Genomic DNA, 16091 nt, shown 5'->3' on the forward strand with positions numbered 1-16091 from the left:
CTGCGCGCGGCGCGAATCGGCCGCGGCAGCGCTGAAGCGCGGGATCGCGACTTGCGTCGCTCCTACGAGACCGCCGCGCTCCCGAAGGCGCCTGTAGGAGCGACGCAAGTCGCGATCCGGTAATGGACACCGCGGCGCGCGGCGCTTGCCCGCGCGGCCGCCGGAAGGGATGCAATCTCCCTCCCGTCCCCTTCAGCGCTTGCCGCCCAGCAGCGAGCCCAATATCCCGCGCACGATCTGCCGCCCCAGGCTGCTGCCGATGGTGCGCGTGACCGTCTTGGCGGCGATCTGCACCAGTCCGTCGCGCTTGCCGCCACGCGGGCCGGTGGCGCCGAAGAGGATGTCGCTGACCACACTGCCGGTATCCTCGCCGCCGACCTCCTTCGCCGCCGCGCGGCCGGCCTCGACCGCGGCCTTGGTCGCGGCGCTGGCCTTGAGCAGCTCGTAGGCGGATTCGCGGTCGACCGCCTTCTCGTAGTGGCCGTAGATCACCGAGCCGGCGATCGCCGCCCGGCGCTCGGCGGGCTCGAGCGGACCGAGGCGCGAATCGGGCGCGATGACGTTGCAGCGCTCGGTGATCTGCGGCCGGCCTTTTTCGTCGAGGAAGGAGATCAGCGCCTCGCCCACGCCGAGTTCGGTGATCGCCGCCACGGCGTCGAAGGCCGGGTTGGGGCGCATGGTGTCGGCGGCGGTCTTCACCGCCTTCTGGTCGCGCGGGGTGAAGGCGCGCAGCGCGTGCTGGACGCGGTTGCCGAGCTGGCCGAGCACGGTGTCGGGCACGTCGAGCGGGTTCTGGGTAACGAAATACACGCCCACGCCCTTGGAGCGGATCAGGCGCACCACCTGCTCGATCTTCTCGATCAGCGCCTTGGGCGCGTCGTTGAACAGCAGGTGGGCCTCGTCGAAGAAGAACACCATCTTCGGCTTGTCGGGGTCGCCGACCTCGGGCAGCTGCTCGAAGAGCTCGGACAGCATCCACAGCAGGAAGGTGGAGTAGAGCTTGGGCGAGTGGTAGAGCTTGTCCGCGGCGAGCACGTTGATCACGCCGCGGCCATCGGCGTCGGTCTGCATCAGGTCGGCGATGTCGAGCATCGGCTCGCCGAAGAACACGTCGCCGCCCTGCTCTTCCAGCGCCAGCAGGTTGCGCTGGATGGCACCGATCGAGGCGCTGGAGATGTTGCCGTACTCGGTGGTGAAGCTCTTCGCGTTCTCGCCCACGTACTGGACCATCGCGCGCAGGTCCTTGAGGTCGAGCAGCAGCATGCCGTTGTCGTCGGCGATCTTGAACACCAGCGTGAGCACGCCGGTCTGGGTGTCGTTGAGGTTGAGCAGGCGCGCGATCAAGAGCGGGCCCATGTCGGAGATGGTGGCGCGCACCGGATGGCCCTGCTCGCCGAACACGTCCCAGAACACCACCGTGTTGGCACGCGGGGTGTAGTCGTCGATGCCGATTGCGGCCAGGCGCTGCATCAGCTTGTCGGACCTGACGCCCGCGGCGCCGATGCCGGAGAGGTCACCCTTGATGTCGGCGACGAACACCGGCACGCCGATATGGGCGAAGGATTCGGCGAGCTTCTGCAGGGTCACCGTCTTGCCGGTGCCGGTGGCACCGGTGATGAGGCCGTGGCGGTTGGACAGGCGCGGCAGCAGGCAGATGTCCTTGAACTGGTCCTTGTCGTGCGCGCGCGCGATCAGCATCGGGTCGGCCATTTCATGCTCCTCGGGATTCGGTTCGGAATGCGCCGAGTTTAGCAGCCCCGCCCGCGGCCTCCCATGGCCCCCGCAGGCGCGGTGGTTCTTCGTGGGAGCGACGCAAGTCGCGATTGCAGCGCATGAAATCCGCGCCAGCGCCGCAGAAACCTCCGATCGCGACTTGCGTCGCTCCTACGTCGCGGTGGCGCCCGCTGCACCCGAGGCGCACACACGGAGCGGGCGCTATAATGCGCGCCTCTTCAATCGCTCGGGCAGCACAGAGGTTCCAATATGGCGGGTCACTCGAAATGGGCCAACATCCAGCACCGCAAGGGTCGTCAGGACGAAAAGCGCGGTGCGGCGTTCTCCAAGCTGGCGAAGGAGATCACCGTCGCCGCCAAGATGGGCGGAGGTGATCCCGGCTTCAACCCGCGCCTGCGCCTGGCGGTCGACAAGGCCAAGGGCGTCAACATGCCCAAGGACAAGATCGACAACGCGATCAAGAAGGGCACCGGCGAGCTCGAGGGCGTGAGCTACGAAGAGATCCGGTACGAGGGCTACGGCATCGGCGGCTCGGCGGTGATGGTCGACTGCCTCACCGACAACAAGACCCGCACCGTGGCCGACGTGCGCCACGCCTTCTCCAAGTACGGCGGCAACATGGGCACGGACGGCTGCGTGTCCTTCCAGTTCAAGCACTGCGGCCAGCTCCTGTTCGCCCCCGGCACCAGCGAGGACGCGCTGATGGAAGCCGCGCTCGAAGCCGGCGCCGAAGACGTCGTCACCAACGACGACGGCTCGATCGAGGTCATCACGGGCCCGTGGGAGTTCACCACCATCAAGGAAGCGCTGGAGAAGGCCGGCTTCACCGCCGAGTTCGGCGAGGTCACGATGAAGCCCGAGAACGTCATCGAGCTCGCCGGCGACGAGGCCGCGCGCATGCAGAAGCTGCTCGACGCGCTCGAAGGCCTGGACGACGTGCAGGAGGTGTACACCTCCGCCGAATTCGACGAGTAAGCTCTCCCGACTGCCCCCAGGAAAGCGGCGCCCGGCGCCGCTTTTTGTTTTTCACGGACCCACCGCGATGCCGACTCCGCCCCTGCTCACCCGCCTGACGCCGCTGCTGTTCGTGCTGCTGTGGAGCACCGGCTTCATCGGCGCCAAGTTCGGCCTGCCCTACGCCGAGCCACTCACCTTCCTGAGCAGCCGCTACGTGCTGGTGATCGCTCTGATGAGCCTGCTCGCGCTGGCGATGCGCGCGCCCTGGCCGGCCAGCCCGCGCGAGGCGCTGCATATCGGCGTCACCGGCGTGCTGGTGCAGGCGCTGTACCTGGGTGGCGTGTTCATGTCGATCCACCGCGGGCTGCCGGCGGGCATATCGGCGCTGGTGGTGGGCATGCAGCCGCTGCTCACCGCCGCACTGGCCGGCGCGCTGCTCGGCGAGCGGGTATCGGCGCGGCAGTGGGCCGGGCTCGCGCTCGGCTTCGGCGGCGTCGCGCTGGTGGTGGGCAGCAAGGCGAACGTGGATGGCGTCGATGGCGGCGCGCTGATCCACATGCTCGTCCCCGCGCTGGCCGCGCTGCTCGGCATCACCGCCGGCACCCTGTACCAGAAGCGCTTCTGCCCGCGCTTCGACCTGCGCACCGGTTCGGTGATGCAGTTCCTGCCCAGTCTGGCGATCACCGCACTGATCGCCAGCCAGACCGAGACGATGCGGATCGAGTGGACCGGCGACTTCGTCTTCGCGCTCGGCTGGCTGGTGCTGGTGCTGTCGATCGGCGCGATCAGCCTGCTCAACCTGCTGATCCGCAGCGGCAGCGCGGTGAACGTGGCGAGCCTGTTCTACCTGACGCCGCCGACCACGGCGCTGATCGCCTGGGCGATGTTCGACGAGAAGCTATCCGCACTCGCCATCGCCGGCATGGCCATCGCCGTCTCGGGTGTATGGCTGGCGCGCAAGGGCTAGAATCGGGGCTCCTCCCACTCCGCAGGAGCATGCCATGCTGATGACCACCACCTCGAGCCTCGACGGCCAGCCGATCCGCCAGTACCTCGGCGTGGTCAATGGCGAGGCCATCATCGGTGCCAACCTGTTCAAGGACATGTTCGCCTCGATCCGCAACGTGGTCGGCGGCCGCGCGGGCAGCTACGAGCGCACGCTGGCCGACGCCCGCCGCATCGCCATGGAAGAGATGGAGGAAGCCGCGCAGAAGCTCGGCGCCAACGCGGTGATCGGCATCGACGTCGACTACGAGGTCCTCGGCCAGGACAACGGCATGCTGATGGTGTGCGTGAGCGGGACCGCGGTGAAGATTTGAGCGCTGCCGCAAGCACGCACGTCGCCACCCGCATCCTCGGCCTCGACCCCGGGCTGCGCATCACCGGCTTCGGCCTGGTGGACCAGCTCGGCACCCAGCTGCGCTACGTCGCCAGCGGCTGCATCAGGACCCGGGACGGAGAACTCCCCGCCCGCCTCAAGACCCTGCTCGACGGCGTGCGCGAGATCGTCGACACCTACCGGCCGGATGTGGTCGCGGTCGAGAAGGTCTTCGTCAACGTGAATCCGCAATCCACCCTGCTGCTCGGCCAGGCCCGCGGCGCGGTGATCTGCGGCGCGGTGGCCTGCGACCTGCCGGTGGCCGAATACACCGCACTGCAGGTCAAGCAGTCGGTGGTCGGCTACGGCAAGGCGCACAAGGAACAGGTGCAGCACATGGTGCAGCGCCTGCTCGCGCTCGACGCCAGCCCCGGCCCCGACGCCGCCGACGCGCTCGCCTGCGCGATCTGCCACGCCCACGGCTCGCGCGGCCTCGGCGCCCTCCCCGGCGTCGGCACGCGTCGCCGCGCCGGCCGCATCCTGGGCTGAGCGCGGCCGGGCCTCCGGAAGCGTGGCATTTCCAGCGGAGTGCCAGAAGGCGCAAGCGCGGTGGCCGGGTTCCGCGCCTGCGCCGGACGAAAAATCTGTTGCACTGCGCCAAACCTGCGCGTATAATGCGCGCTCTTCGATCGGGCGCCAATCCGATCCGCCGCAAGGCACGGGGGTATAGCTCAGTTGGTAGAGCAGTTGACTCTTAATCAATTGGTCCTAGGTTCGAGTCCTAGTGCCCCCACCAACAAATTCAAGCACTTAGGCCAATCTTTCGAGGTTGGCCTTTTTGCTTTTTGGCGTTTGGGTAGGAATGGAAAACGTCGGCCCTTCCCGATGCCACGCGCTCGGCCACCTCCGCCTAGCAGCAGCGCCAGCATGTCCGCGAAAATGTCCGGCCTCGGTCTGGGGCGCGTTTCGCTACCCTCTTGCCCTGGCGGCGTGCCAGAAAAGAAACCCGGCGCGGGGCCCGTCTTGGTGGTGATGCTGGCGCTGGTCAAGCGTGCGCGGCCTGTCGGGTCAGTTGTGTGCGTCAAGTTGTGCAAAAGGGTTGATCAGGTAATCGGTTGATTCCGGGTTGCCGGGCGCGGGCGGTGAATGCGGGTGCCCGGCCCGGGATGCCCTTCGGCGTGTTCGATGGCCTCTTGCAGACCGAGCTTGATGCTCTCGAATGCGGCTTTCATGGCAGTCTGACTGCCGCCACTTCTGGCGCTCGCTGCACCACAGGCGCACCAGCGGCGCGAGCCTTCCACAAGCCATAGGCGTCTTGCTGCGCAATCCAGGCGTCTGCACTGCCTCCGTTCTCCACGCCAAGCCAACCTTCGAGGCGCAAGGCCATTTCCGGCGATATTGCAGCGCGGCCGTTCAGCACGTGAGACAAGGCGGCGCGGGTCACGCCAAGTTGCGCGGCGGCGTCGGTCACGGTCAGGCCCAGAGCAGGAAGAACATCCTCCCGGAGCGCTTCGCCAGGGTGCGGCGGGTTGTGCATCCTCGTCATGGTGCTGCCCTCAGCATTCGGTCAGGCGCTGCGCTCCAGGCGCACCACCGCGCGGCTTCCGGTCGCCTCGGCATAGCGGGCCAGCGTGCGCATGCTCGGCATGGTGCGGCCACTCTCCAGGCGGGCGATGGTCGACTGCGTCGTGTGCATGCGCTCGGCAAGCTCGGATTGAGTCAGGCCGGCGCGGGTGCGGGCGGTGATGAGTTCGCGGGCAAGCTCGAACTCCGGCGCTTGCGCGTCGTACTCGGCGCGGGCCTCGGGGTTCGCCAGAATGCGGGCCTTCAGGGCGGCAAGCTCAGTCATTGGTCAGGCTCCTCAGTCGCGCTTGGGCCGTTTCGATGGCCTTGCGCGGAGTTTTCTGGGTCTTCTTGGTGAAGACGTGCAGGACCGTCAGGCGCTGCCCGGTGCGGGCCACATAGACGGCGCGGGCGATGCCGTCGCGGCCGGTCATGCGCATTTCCCACAGTTTCCCTTCCAGCGGCCGAATATGCGGCATGCCCACCTTCTGCGGGCCGAAGGATTCCAGCAACTCGGCAATGTGCAGGAAGCGGGCTTGCATGTCGGCGGGCAGCGCCAGCAATTCGGCCTCGGCCTCCGGGATAACGGTAACGGTCCAGTGCATAGAGTATCGCATTTCTGATATGTTCCCGCGCATGTCGTCAGGCGGCGCGCTGCCCCAGGGCGGACCACGTTCGAAGGCGCGCGCTCCGCTTGGCGGATGGCCTCTAGCCGTGCCTCCCAGGCCACCAATGCGGCGCACTTCTCGTCGGTGCAGGCGTGCCGATCGTAGTGCGCGGCCTGCACTCCGCGAATGCCGTGGGATAGCGGTTGCGCGCGGGTGCCCTTGCGGATACCCAGGCCGGCAAGCATGGTCTCCACCGTGCGGCGGATGTCGCGCATCTTGAAGGACTCGCCACCGATGCCGGCGCACCCTTCGGCGGTGCGGTTGCTCACCAAAAAGGCCAGCTCTTCCGAGCCGGCCTTCCTGCGTTCCACGGCGGGTGGATTCCCCCGCCTCCACTGCCAGGTCCCCGCTCCGGCGGGTCCGCCTCGCTCAGGCCGCGCTGCGGATGAGCGAGACCGTGGCGCTGGTGCCGCGGTCGAGGGCTTCGAGCGCGGCGCTGGCGGCCTGGTCGACGTGGGTGCGCGCGGTGGAGCTGGCGTGGGCGGCAGCACGGGTGACGCCGTCGTAGGCGGTCGAGGCATTGGCGACCACGGAGCGCAGGGCGTGCACCGCGAGCGCGGAGCCTGCGGGGGCGCTGCGGTTGAGCAGTTCGAGGGTGAGGATCACACCCTGCAGCCATTGCGACATGCCGGCCTCGAACAGGCGCAGCGCGTCGGCCTGGGCCTGGGCGGCGACCGTGCCCGCGGTGGTAAACCAGGCGTGGCCGTGACGCAGCACCGGGGTGATCGAGCCGATCTGGAGTTCGACCAGGGTGCGCGGCTCGCGCGCCGCGGCGGCCGCCTGGGTGAAGGCGATGGTTTCGTCGAGCAGCGCGCGGCCGGTGTTGAGGTTGAGCGCGGTCAGGTGCTCGACCCCGGAGAGCAGGCCGTCGCTCGCGGTGGCGAGTTCGTGGATACGGACCTCCGCGGTGTTGCGGAAGGCGGAAAGCATTTTCTCGGGCGAGACGTTCATGGTGTACTCCTTGCGGTGGACGACACCTGGGTGCCGACTCGGCGTGATGGAACTTGCGGCATTATGGTGCACTGCAACAAAAGACAATGCAAGTCCTTTTGGAAACGTTCCAGAATCATGCACTTGCCTTCCTTCGGGGAGCCCCGTCGATGAGCCTTTCCGGCACCCAGATCGCCAGCCTCGTACTGTGCTGGCTGGCTTACGCCGCGCTGCACTCCCTGCTCGCCTCGCTGCGGCTCAAGCGCGTGGTGGCGGCGCCCTGGCCGCGGCTGGCGCCGGCCTACCGGCTAGGAGTCTGCGCGGCAGAAGCCAAGCGTCGGTGAGTTAAGTCCTCGCGGGCGTTTCGGGGCCGGTAGACTGTCGAGATGACGAGCTATCTGCCCTATTGCCCGCAGCAGCAGATGCTGCTGCCCCAGGCGCTGCAGGAGTGGCTACCCGAAGGCCACTTGGCGTACTTCATCAGCGACGCGGTCGACGGGTTGGATCTGAGCGCGTTCCACGCCCGGTATGCCGGTGGCGGACCGCGCAACCAGCCGTTTCATCCGGCCATGATGGTCAAGGTGCTGCTGTATGCGTACGCCACGGGCGTGTTCAGTTCGCGCAAGATCGCGCGCAAGCTGCACGAGGATGTGGCGTTCCGGGTCCTGGCGGCAGACAACTTCCCGGCCCACCGCACGCTGAGCGACTTTCGCGCGGTCCATTTGAAGGAGCTGAGCGAGTTGTTCGTGCAGGTGGTGCGACTGGCCCGCGAGATGGGGCTGGTCAAGCTCGGGACGGTGGCCATCGACGGCACCAAGGTCAAGGCAAACGCCAGCCGCCACAAGGCGATGAGTTACGGCCATATGGTGAAGGCGGAGGCCGAGTTGAAACGGCAGATCGAGGCGCTGCTCAATCGGGCCAAGGCCGCCGACGACGCCGAGCGGAACGAGCCCGAGTGGGATGTGCCGGCCGAGATCGCGCGGCGCGAGGCGCGGCTGACGGCGATTGCTGAAGCCCGGGCGCGGCTCGAGCAGCGCCAGCGCGAGGCCGATCAGGCGCGCGGGCGCAGCGACGATGACGAGCGTCGCCCGCGCGGCGGTGACGGCAAACCGAAGGGCGGGCGCTACAAGCGCGACTTTGGAGTGCCCGAGGACAAGGCGCAGGAGAACTTCACCGATCCGGACAGCCGCATCATGAAGCGCGCCGGCGGCGGTTTCGATCCGAGCTACAACGCCCAGACGGCGGTCGACGAGACCGCCCACATCATCGTGGCGGCCGAGCTGACCAACAACGCCAGCGACGCCGGGCAACTGGCGGGGGTACTGCAGGCCGTGCGCGACAACGTCGAACACCGACCGCGCCAGGCGCTGGCCGACACCGGCTACCGCTCGGAGCAAACGTTCCGGGAACTCGACGGGTGCGGGACCGAACTGGTGGTGGCGCTGGGCCGGGAAGGTAAGCGCCGACTCGGCTTCGATCGCGAACGCAATCCGCACACCGCGCAGATGGCCGACAAGCTCGAGAGCGAGGCGGGCAAGAGCGCCTACCGAAAACGGAAATGGATCGCCGAACCGCCCAACGGCTGGATCAAGAACGTGTTGGGATTCCGGCAGTTCAGCCTGCGGGGCCTGGAGCGCGTCAAAGCGGAGTGGAAGCTCGTCTGTATGGCGCTGAACCTGCGCAGGATGAGCACATTGAGGACGGCATGACGGGAAAAGGGGGCAAACCTGTCCCCGTTGCCGTCCGGCATGCGCGCCGCGCCGTCGCAAAGCAACTTGACCACGGCCTCAGTCTCGTGCCGCACCTCGCGGTTCGCCAATCATTCTGCTAGAAAACACGCTCTGGAGTTCTGCCGCGCAGACTCCTAGCCTTCAACCTGCTCGCGGTGGTCCTGCTGCTGCCGCCGCTGTGGCTCACCTTCGCCTGGCGCGCGCCGCTGCTGTGGTCCTGGCAGGGCGGCTGGGCCTGGCTGGCGAACGGGTTGGCGGTGGCGGCGGCGGCCGGCTTCCTGTGGTCGACGCGCTACTACGACATGGGCGTGTTCTACGGCAGCACGCAGTGGCGCACACGCGAGCACGCCGCCGAGGATCCCGGGGGCCTGACGCTGTCGCCGCTGCACCGCCACGTCCGTCATCCCTGGTACAGCCTCGGCCTGCTGATCCTGTGGACGCGCGACATGGACGAGGCGCGGCTGACGAGCGCGCTGTGCATCACGCTCTACCTGTGGCTGGGCTCGCTGCTCGAAGAGCGCAAGCTGCTTGCCTTCCACGGCAAAGCCTACGCGCGCTACCGCGAGCGCGTGCCCGGGCTCGTGCCCTGGCCCGGCCGCAGCCTGAGCGCGGACGAGGCGCATGCGCTGTGTACTCGACGACAGGCTCGGGACGCCACTCCGATGCACGACGACGCCTGATCCTCGCCCGGCAAGCCCATAGGCGCGGCCCGAGGCCATCACCCGCCGGCCCTCGTCGATATCCTCGGCCGGCCAGCGCACCGAGCACGCGGGTCGGACCAGCCTCACGCTCACAGGCCAGGATGCCTGCGCAGACAAGGCCCGGCAGGTGGTCCTTTGCCTCTACGGCCAGCCCCAGGCCTGGGCAACAGACGCTGCCGCCCCGTTGAACACCCGTTTGGACTGGATCTGATAGATTGTTCGCATAGAAAATGTCGATGCGCGAAAATTGGGGTGTGAGGACCGGTAGACGCTACGCAGGAGGGTGCTGCGGATGCCCCCCTCCAGACTCGACGCAGTCGGATTGGCGCAGATCGGAGCGGGCCTTTCCCTTTGCCTCCTTACGCGCCCGCGCCCAACCCGGCCGCGTGCCTGAACCACGACTTCAAGACCACATCACGCTTGGAGCCGCCCATCCGCGATCACAACACGCTATTGCAGAAGTCGGAATCATCATGGAGCGCGTCACCGGCCTGCGAGAGGAAACTCGCTCCTGCTCCAAACATTCGGCCGCAGCCTACGCTGCACGGCAAAGATATTCGAGGGCCGGTTTAATGATCATGGAAGCAGAGAAACCGGACATGTCCGCAGCACCCACGATATTCGTCATCGATGACGATGAGGACGTCCGTACCAGTCTGTCACGGCTGCTGCGCGCCGCCGGCTGGCAAGTCGAGACCTTCGCTTCGGCAGGCGACTTCCTCGAGCGCCCCGCCTGCGCCGGTACAGCTTGTGTATTGCTCGATGTCGACATGCCGGAAATGACAGGTCCGCGCTTGCACGAAACGATGCTCGCACGCGGCATCGACATGCCGGTCATCTTCCTCACCGGAAAGGGAGACGTGCCCACGACCGTCCAGGCAATGAAGCGCGGCGCCGTCGATTTCCTGCTCAAGCCGGTGGAAAACGATACGCTCTTTGCCGCCATCGAGATCGCCCTGCGACGTCACGACAGCGATCAGGCGCGCCGACGGGAACAACTCGGCATCGCCATGCGCCTGGATCGCCTCTCGGCCCGCGAGCGCGAAGTCATGGAACTGGTCGTTCTGGGCCGCCTCAACAAGCAGATTGCAGCGGAACTGGGCATCGCCGAAAAGACCGTCAAGATTCACCGCGGGCGAGTCATGGAAAAAATGGAGGTCCAATCCGTGGCTGCACTGGTCCACCTGTTGGACCGCGCCGACGACAGAGCGCCAGCCGGTGGCGGCGACCCGCCCCTCCAGCGCTAGCCCCGTTTGTTTCACCCCTGGCGCAGGCGGGAACCGCCCCCCGGTTACCCGAACTGCGCCAAAGCCAATAAGACCAAGAGGCGATTACGGTCGGGCGGCGGCCCGCCTACCATCGGTTCTCCCTGACCTCCTGGAGAGACATGATGCGACATTCCGGCAAGCTGCTTGTTGGCCTGGCCGCGTTCGTGACGATGGTTACCGGCAACATCACCGCAGCACGGGCGCAAGGCTTTCTCGAACTCGAGCAAACGCCTGCCTTCATTGGCTTGGGCGCCGGCAGCGTCCCGGATTACAAGGGCTCGGACGATCGCAGCGGCGGCGTCGCCCCCTACGCCCGCTACACCTTCGCCGGCCAGCAGCGCTACGTGCAACTGTTCGCCAACGAATTGAGCCTCAACCTGGTCGACAGCCAGAAATATCGCTTCGGGCCGGTGATCAACTACCACTTCGGCCGGGACAGCGACGTCGAGGACGACGTGGTCCGCCAGATGAGGGACATCGACGGCACCGTCGAACTCGGCGTCTTCGGCGACATCGCCTGGGTCGATGCCGCCAACCCGCGCAATCGCCTGATCGTCGGCGGCATGCTGCTGCAGGATGCCGGCGGCGAAAGCGACGGCCTGCGCGCAAGGCTCTCGGCCCGCTACTGGCGCCAGGTGCACCGCGCCGTGGACGTGCATGTCGGCGCCGGCTTCATGTACGGCAACCGCAAGTACAACGATCACTACTTCGGCATCAATGCGGACAACGTGGGCAGCGCGCCCCTCCCGGCCTACAAGGCAGACAGCGGCGTACACGAGGCCTACATAAACCTGGGAACAGCCCTTTACCTGAGCAAGGAATGGGTGCTCGGCGCCGGCCTGCGCTACGGTCGGATCACCGGCGATGCCGCCGACAGCCCCCTGGTCGACCAGCGCGGCAGCGAGAACCAGGTCATCGGCGGCATTGGTGTGGCCTACATCGGGTGGCGTTGACTGCGGAGGATCGATCACCGGGCCGGCAGGAGCTCATGCATGCGCGATGGTTCGAACGCCCTGAGCATTCACATCGTCGATGACGACGAGATGGTCAGATGCGGGCTGGCACGGCTGATGCGTTCCGCCGGCCACTCGCCGCTGAGCTTTGCCGACGGCGAGTCCCTGCTGACCCACCTGCATCAGGCCGTTCCCGACTGCGTCCTGATCGACATCACGCCCACCGGCAGACTCGGCATCAAGCCGCAGGAAAGACTGCGGGCGCGACTTGCCGATATTCCCTTGATCGCCATCTCTGCCCGCGACGACGAGGAGACCGTTCGCCTGGCCCGCCAGCTGGGCGCCCGCTTCTTCTTTCACAAGCCGGTAGATGGCCTGGCACTGCTCGATGCCATCAAGTGGGTGACGGGAGACCCGGCGGCCCGCCGATAGTCCGGAACAGGCTTGGTAGGCCACCCGCTTGGCGTTACATTCCGGGACATGCCGGGCTTGAACCTGATCGACGTAATCTGGCCGATGATGGCCGCCACCAGCTTGACGCTGGCGGTCATCTTTTTCTTCATCTGGATTCACCTTCGGGCCCAGCGCGATTACCTGGCTTTCGCCCTGTTCGCCGTCTGCGTCTGGTTTTACACGTTCGGCGAGTGGTCGCTGATGCGGGCGACGACGCCCGAGGCCTACGGCGACACCCTGCGCTGGATGATGGTCGTGGTCCCGATCGGGGTCATCCTCCTGGCCGCGTTCATCCGCTGGCACCTGCGCGCAGGCCGCGACTGGCTGTTCTGGAGCGTCTGCGGCCTGCGGCTGCTCGGCATCCCGCTCAACTTCCTGTTCGGGGCCAATGTCGTCTATTCGGAGATCACCGAGCTCCAGCAACAGGCGACCATGTTCGGCGACAGCATCGCCATGCCGGTCGGCGTCCCGGGGCCCTTCCACTGGCTGGTCAACAACCTCGCCGACATCCTGCTGGTCCTCTTTCTCGCCGACGCAACCCATTCCGCCTGGCGCCGCGGCGACGCTCTGACCCGGCGGCGCGCCCTTTTGGTCGGTGGCGGCACCATCCTGTTCTTCCTCATCGCCGCGGGCCATGCCACGCTGCTGCACGCCGGACTGGCATCCTCGCCATATCTGATCAGCATCAGCTTTCTCGGCATCGTCCTGGTCATGTCCTATCAGCTGGGCTTCGATGTCTTCCGCTCGGTGCACCTGGCCATCCAGCTGCGCGAGAGCGAACAGCGGATGGACCTGGCCGTCCATGCCGCGCACCTCGGGCTCTGGGAATGGGACATCGAGCGCGACGTCTTCTGGGCCAACGACACCGGCTATGCGATGTTTTCCTTTCTGCCCGGCGAGCGCGTGGACTTCGACAGGTTCAGCCAGCGCATCCATCCCGAGGAGAGAGCCGCAGTCGTTACCGCCGTCCACGATGCCCTCGCCAACCATCGCCGCTACGAGAAGGAATACCGCATCGTCCTGCCCTCCGGCGACACCCGCTGGATGCACGCCTGGGGGCAGGCCGAATACAGCGCCAGCGGCAAGCCGACCAAGCTGCTCGGCGTCGTCCTCGATGCCACCGAGCGCAAGCTGGCGGAGCAGCGCCAGGACGAGATCGAGAGACTGGCCAACCGCCAGCGCGACGAACTCGCGCACCTGTCGCGCGTCGCCATGCTGGGCGAGCTTTCCGGCGCTCTCGCCCATGAGCTGAACCAGCCGCTGACCTCGATCCTCAGCAATGCCCAGGCGGCCCAGCTGTTCATCGCCCGCGGCGTGGTGAGCGCCGACGAGATCGGCCCCATCCTCGACGACATCGTCAAGGCCGACCGCCGTGCCGGCGACATCATCCGGCGCCTGCGGCGGTTGCTCAAGAAGGACGACTCGACGCGGCAGTGGCTCGACCTCAACGAGGTGGTCAGCGAGGTCCTGCGGCTGACCAACAGCGACCGCGTTTCCCGCGGGATCACCATCCAGCTCGAGTTGTCGCCGGACCTGCCTCCTGTCTATGGCGACGAGGTGCAATTGCAGCAGGTCCTCCTGAACCTGCTGAACAACGCCTGCGATGCCATCGAGGCCGTCGACGCGCTGCCGGCGCTGACCGTCCGCACCGTATGCGAGGCCGGCAACGTCATCGTCTCCGTGGCCGACCGCGGCAGCGGCATCGGCGCCGAGGACATGGAGCGCATCTTCGAGCCCTTCGTCACCACCAAGGCCAAGGGCCTGGGCTTGGGCCTGTCGATCTGCCGGACCATCATCCAGGCTCACGGCGGCCGGCTCTGGGCCGAAAACGGGCAGGACGGCGGCGCGGTCTTCCACTTCGTGGTGCCTGTCGCGTGACCCCTGCCAATCGCCGCCCGGGCCGCTGGCGGACGGATCGCCGGCTCGTCCGGCGGTAAGACCAAGGTCTGATTTCTCGCCCCAGCCCCGGCGCATAACCTTCTCCTCCATGCCGGGTGGAGCGCGTGTGCGCTCTCCGGCGCATCGGTCCACCCCGGACCGTCTTCGACGGAAGGAGAAAACAATGACCATTCCCCGCAACACCCCCAACCCGTCCCCGGGCAGTCGCTGGCGGAAACTCGCCGCCTGCGCCGGGATGCTGATGGCAGCCGGCCTCGGCCTGTTGCATGGCGCCCCCCAGGCCAGTGCTGCCGAGCCGGCCAAGAAACCCAATATCCTGCTGATCGTTGCCGACGACATGGGCTATTCCGATGTCGGCGCCTTCGGCGGCGAGATCGAGACCCCGAACATCGACGCGCTGGCCCAGCGCGGCCTGAGCGCGACCAATTTCTACGTCGCCCCGACCTGCTCGCCGACCCGCTCGATGCTGCTCACCGGCACCGACAACCACGTCGCCGGCTTTGGCGTCATGTCCGAGTACACGGGGCCGCAGCAGAAGGGCAAGCCCGGCTACGAAGGCCATCTGAACCAGCGCGTGACCAGCATCGCCACCCTGTTGCGCGATTCCGGCTACCACACCTACATGGCCGGCAAATGGCACCTCGGCGAGGAGAAGGGACAGTGGCCGGCCGACCAGGGCTTCGAGCGCGACTTCACCCTGATGCAGGGTGGCGGCAGCCACTGGTCGGATATGGGTTATCCCAACCCCCAGCATCCGAACCTGACCTTCACGCGCAACGGCAAGCTGCTCGACAAGCTGCCCGACGACCACTTCTCGACGGCGGCCTTCAGCGATTTCATCACGCAGTCGATCGACGAGAACAAGGCCGACGGCAAGCCCTTCTTCGCCTATCTCTCCTACCAGGCGGTGCATAGCCCCTTCGCCCTGCCGGACGACTGGATCGACAAGTACAAGGGACGCTACGACCAGGGCTACGATGCACTGCGCGCCGAGCGCCTGGCGCGGATGAAGGCGATGGGACTGGTCGGCGCCGACGTCAGCCTGGCACCGCGCATGCCCAACGTGCCCGCGTGGGACAGCCTGACGCCCGAGCAGAAGAAGATTTCCGCCCGCAAGATGGAAGTCTATGCGGCGATGGTGGCCAACATGGACCACCACATCGGCCGCGTCCTCGGCCACCTGAAGGCCAACGGCCAGCTCGACAACACGCTGGTGCTGTTCTTCTCCGACAACGGCGCCGAACCGGTCGAACTGCTCGAGCTCGCGGCCTCGGTCGATCCGGCGATGAAGGTCTGGCTGGAGAAGAACTGGGACACCAGGCCGGAAAACTGCGGCCGCAAGATGTCCGTCTGTGACTACGGCGCCGCCTGGGCCCAGGTCGGCTCGACCCCCTTCAACTACTTCAAGCACTACACCGCCGAGGGCGGCATCCGCTCGCCGCTGATCGCCGCCGGTCCCGGCGTCGTCTCCGACGGCCAGACCACCCGGGCCGTCCTGCACGTGACCGATGTCGTACCGACACTCCTCGAACTCGCCGGCGTCAGCCACCCGTCGCAGCGCGGAGGAAGCGATCAGGCAGCGCTGACCGGCAAGTCGATGCAGCCTGTCCTCGCCGGCAAGGCGCAGGACATCCGCAGCGCCGACGAATGGATCGGCTGGGAGCTGTTCGGCAACCGCGCCCTGCGCCAGGGCGACTGGAAGGCCCTGTCCCTGCTGAAGGCAGCCGGCGGCACCGGCGAATGGCAGCTGTACAACCTGAAGGACGACCCGACGGAGTCACGCGACCTGGCGTCCAGCCAGCCAGCCAAGCTCGCGGAGCTGACCCGTCTGTGGGACCTCTATGCCAGCCAGAACGGCGTCATTCTCACCGGTGATGGTCCGTTCAAGGGCAGGAAATAAGCGCCGGATCAGTCGGT

The 16091-nt window shown here is 67.0% G+C and carries 18 protein-coding genes and 1 tRNA gene; 13 read left to right on the top strand and 6 right to left on the bottom strand.

The window, feature by feature from the left end:
* Positions 1–192: 192 nt before the first annotated feature.
* A complete protein-coding gene (locus tag ACZ5PP_RS10885) occupies positions 193–1710 on the bottom strand; it encodes a helicase HerA-like C-terminal domain-containing protein (RefSeq protein ID WP_464826002.1) in 1518 nt (505 codons plus the stop codon).
* A 273-nt stretch (positions 1711–1983) separates the two neighbouring features.
* On the opposite strand from ACZ5PP_RS10885, the gene ACZ5PP_RS10890 reads away from it, so the two are divergent.
* From ACZ5PP_RS10890 to ACZ5PP_RS10910, 5 genes are all read left to right on the top strand, one after another.
* Positions 1984–2709, top strand: coding sequence for a YebC/PmpR family DNA-binding transcriptional regulator (locus ACZ5PP_RS10890; protein ID WP_004300250.1), 726 nt, complete (start codon positions 1984–1986; stop codon positions 2707–2709).
* Positions 2710–2776: 67 nt separating this feature from the next.
* A complete protein-coding gene (locus ACZ5PP_RS10895) occupies positions 2777–3658 on the top strand; it encodes a DMT family transporter (protein ID WP_004300252.1) in 882 nt (293 codons plus the stop codon).
* 34 nt (positions 3659–3692) lie between these two features.
* On the top strand, positions 3693–4010 hold the full coding sequence (locus tag ACZ5PP_RS10900) for a heavy metal-binding domain-containing protein (RefSeq protein ID WP_004300255.1): 318 nt from the start codon (positions 3693–3695) through the stop codon (positions 4008–4010).
* Entirely contained in the window at positions 4007–4558 is a 552-nt protein-coding gene (ruvC, locus tag ACZ5PP_RS10905; protein WP_004300257.1) for a crossover junction endodeoxyribonuclease RuvC, read from the top strand. Before ACZ5PP_RS10900 ends, ruvC begins: the two co-directional genes overlap by 4 nt.
* A 171-nt stretch (positions 4559–4729) precedes the next feature.
* Positions 4730–4805: transfer RNA gene (locus ACZ5PP_RS10910), tRNA-Lys, on the top strand.
* 307 nt (positions 4806–5112) lie between these two features.
* On the opposite strand, the gene ACZ5PP_RS10915 is transcribed toward ACZ5PP_RS10910, so the two are convergent.
* The 5 genes from ACZ5PP_RS10915 to ACZ5PP_RS10935 form a co-directional block, all read right to left on the bottom strand.
* Positions 5113–5241: a hypothetical protein gene (locus tag ACZ5PP_RS10915; RefSeq protein WP_012586180.1), complete on the bottom strand. Its 129-nt coding sequence runs from the start codon at positions 5239–5241 to the stop codon at positions 5113–5115.
* Entirely contained in the window at positions 5238–5555 is a 318-nt protein-coding gene (locus ACZ5PP_RS10920) for a HigA family addiction module antitoxin (RefSeq protein ID WP_012586181.1), read from the bottom strand. Before ACZ5PP_RS10920 ends, ACZ5PP_RS10915 begins: the two co-directional genes overlap by 4 nt.
* Before the next feature lie 21 nt (positions 5556–5576).
* Positions 5577–5858 (bottom strand): helix-turn-helix domain-containing protein, encoded by a 282-nt coding sequence (locus tag ACZ5PP_RS10925; protein WP_012586182.1) that lies wholly within the window; start codon positions 5856–5858, stop codon positions 5577–5579.
* Positions 5851–6177, bottom strand: a complete 327-nt coding sequence (locus tag ACZ5PP_RS10930) for a type II toxin-antitoxin system RelE/ParE family toxin (RefSeq protein WP_041589916.1) — start codon at positions 6175–6177, stop codon at positions 5851–5853. Before ACZ5PP_RS10930 ends, ACZ5PP_RS10925 begins: the two co-directional genes overlap by 8 nt.
* 432 nt (positions 6178–6609) lie before the next feature.
* Positions 6610–7191 (bottom strand): phasin family protein, encoded by a 582-nt coding sequence (locus ACZ5PP_RS10935; protein WP_004300281.1) that lies wholly within the window; start codon positions 7189–7191, stop codon positions 6610–6612.
* A 149-nt stretch (positions 7192–7340) separates the two neighbouring features.
* Here ACZ5PP_RS10935 and ACZ5PP_RS10940 point away from each other — a divergent pair, with 149 nt between their 5' ends.
* The 8 genes from ACZ5PP_RS10940 (at position 7341) to ACZ5PP_RS10975 (ending at position 16074) form a co-directional block, all read left to right on the top strand.
* The gene (locus ACZ5PP_RS10940) at positions 7341–7514 is read left to right on the top strand and encodes a hypothetical protein (protein ID WP_156147823.1); all 174 of its coding nucleotides are present in this window, start codon (positions 7341–7343) and stop codon (positions 7512–7514) included.
* Between the two features lie 42 nt (positions 7515–7556).
* Positions 7557–8879 (top strand): IS1182 family transposase, encoded by a 1323-nt coding sequence (locus ACZ5PP_RS10945; RefSeq protein WP_004301215.1) that lies wholly within the window; start codon positions 7557–7559, stop codon positions 8877–8879.
* Between the two features lie 176 nt (positions 8880–9055).
* Entirely contained in the window at positions 9056–9580 is a 525-nt protein-coding gene (locus tag ACZ5PP_RS10950; protein WP_231570732.1) for a methyltransferase family protein, read from the top strand.
* Positions 9581–10179: 599 nt separating this feature from the next.
* A complete protein-coding gene (locus tag ACZ5PP_RS10955; RefSeq protein WP_245537134.1) occupies positions 10180–10848 on the top strand; it encodes a response regulator transcription factor in 669 nt (222 codons plus the stop codon).
* Between the two features lie 140 nt (positions 10849–10988).
* Positions 10989–11822 carry a MipA/OmpV family protein gene (locus ACZ5PP_RS10960; protein WP_043744847.1) on the top strand — a complete coding sequence of 278 codons (834 nt, stop codon included), beginning with the start codon at positions 10989–10991 and terminating at the stop codon, positions 11820–11822.
* A 39-nt stretch (positions 11823–11861) separates the two neighbouring features.
* Entirely contained in the window at positions 11862–12254 is a 393-nt protein-coding gene (locus ACZ5PP_RS10965; protein ID WP_012586189.1) for a response regulator transcription factor, read from the top strand.
* A 48-nt stretch (positions 12255–12302) separates the two neighbouring features.
* Positions 12303–14153, top strand: a complete 1851-nt coding sequence (locus tag ACZ5PP_RS10970; protein ID WP_464827053.1) for a sensor histidine kinase — start codon at positions 12303–12305, stop codon at positions 14151–14153.
* A 184-nt stretch (positions 14154–14337) separates the two neighbouring features.
* Complete coding sequence (locus ACZ5PP_RS10975) at positions 14338–16074, top strand: arylsulfatase (protein ID WP_464826003.1); 1737 nt, start codon at positions 14338–14340, stop codon at positions 16072–16074.
* Positions 16075–16091: the final 17 nt, after the last annotated feature.

This window comes from Thauera sp. DNT-1 (genome assembly GCF_055393985.1).

Coding starts and splice junctions, on each gene's coding strand:
- ACZ5PP_RS10960 (WP_043744847.1), top strand. CDS start 10,989: ATGATGCGACATTCCGGCAAGCTGCTTGTTGGCCTGGCCGCGTTCGTG.
- ACZ5PP_RS10920 (WP_012586181.1), bottom strand. CDS start 5,555: ATGACGAGGATGCACAACCCGCCGCACCCTGGCGAAGCGCTCCGGGAG.
- ACZ5PP_RS10975 (WP_464826003.1), top strand. CDS start 14,338: ATGACCATTCCCCGCAACACCCCCAACCCGTCCCCGGGCAGTCGCTGG.
- ACZ5PP_RS10885 (WP_464826002.1), bottom strand. CDS start 1,710: ATGGCCGACCCGATGCTGATCGCGCGCGCGCACGACAAGGACCAGTTC.
- ACZ5PP_RS10925 (WP_012586182.1), bottom strand. CDS start 5,858: ATGACTGAGCTTGCCGCCCTGAAGGCCCGCATTCTGGCGAACCCCGAG.
- ACZ5PP_RS10915 (WP_012586180.1), bottom strand. CDS start 5,241: ATGAAAGCCGCATTCGAGAGCATCAAGCTCGGTCTGCAAGAGGCCATC.
- ACZ5PP_RS10970 (WP_464827053.1), top strand. CDS start 12,303: ATGCCGGGCTTGAACCTGATCGACGTAATCTGGCCGATGATGGCCGCC.
- ACZ5PP_RS10930 (WP_041589916.1), bottom strand. CDS start 6,177: ATGCACTGGACCGTTACCGTTATCCCGGAGGCCGAGGCCGAATTGCTG.
- ACZ5PP_RS10965 (WP_012586189.1), top strand. CDS start 11,862: ATGCGCGATGGTTCGAACGCCCTGAGCATTCACATCGTCGATGACGAC.
- ACZ5PP_RS10955 (WP_245537134.1), top strand. CDS start 10,180: ATGGAAGCAGAGAAACCGGACATGTCCGCAGCACCCACGATATTCGTC.
- ACZ5PP_RS10940 (WP_156147823.1), top strand. CDS start 7,341: ATGAGCCTTTCCGGCACCCAGATCGCCAGCCTCGTACTGTGCTGGCTG.
- ACZ5PP_RS10935 (WP_004300281.1), bottom strand. CDS start 7,191: ATGAACGTCTCGCCCGAGAAAATGCTTTCCGCCTTCCGCAACACCGCG.
- ACZ5PP_RS10895 (WP_004300252.1), top strand. CDS start 2,777: ATGCCGACTCCGCCCCTGCTCACCCGCCTGACGCCGCTGCTGTTCGTG.
- ACZ5PP_RS10945 (WP_004301215.1), top strand. CDS start 7,557: ATGACGAGCTATCTGCCCTATTGCCCGCAGCAGCAGATGCTGCTGCCC.
- ACZ5PP_RS10890 (WP_004300250.1), top strand. CDS start 1,984: ATGGCGGGTCACTCGAAATGGGCCAACATCCAGCACCGCAAGGGTCGT.
- ACZ5PP_RS10900 (WP_004300255.1), top strand. CDS start 3,693: ATGCTGATGACCACCACCTCGAGCCTCGACGGCCAGCCGATCCGCCAG.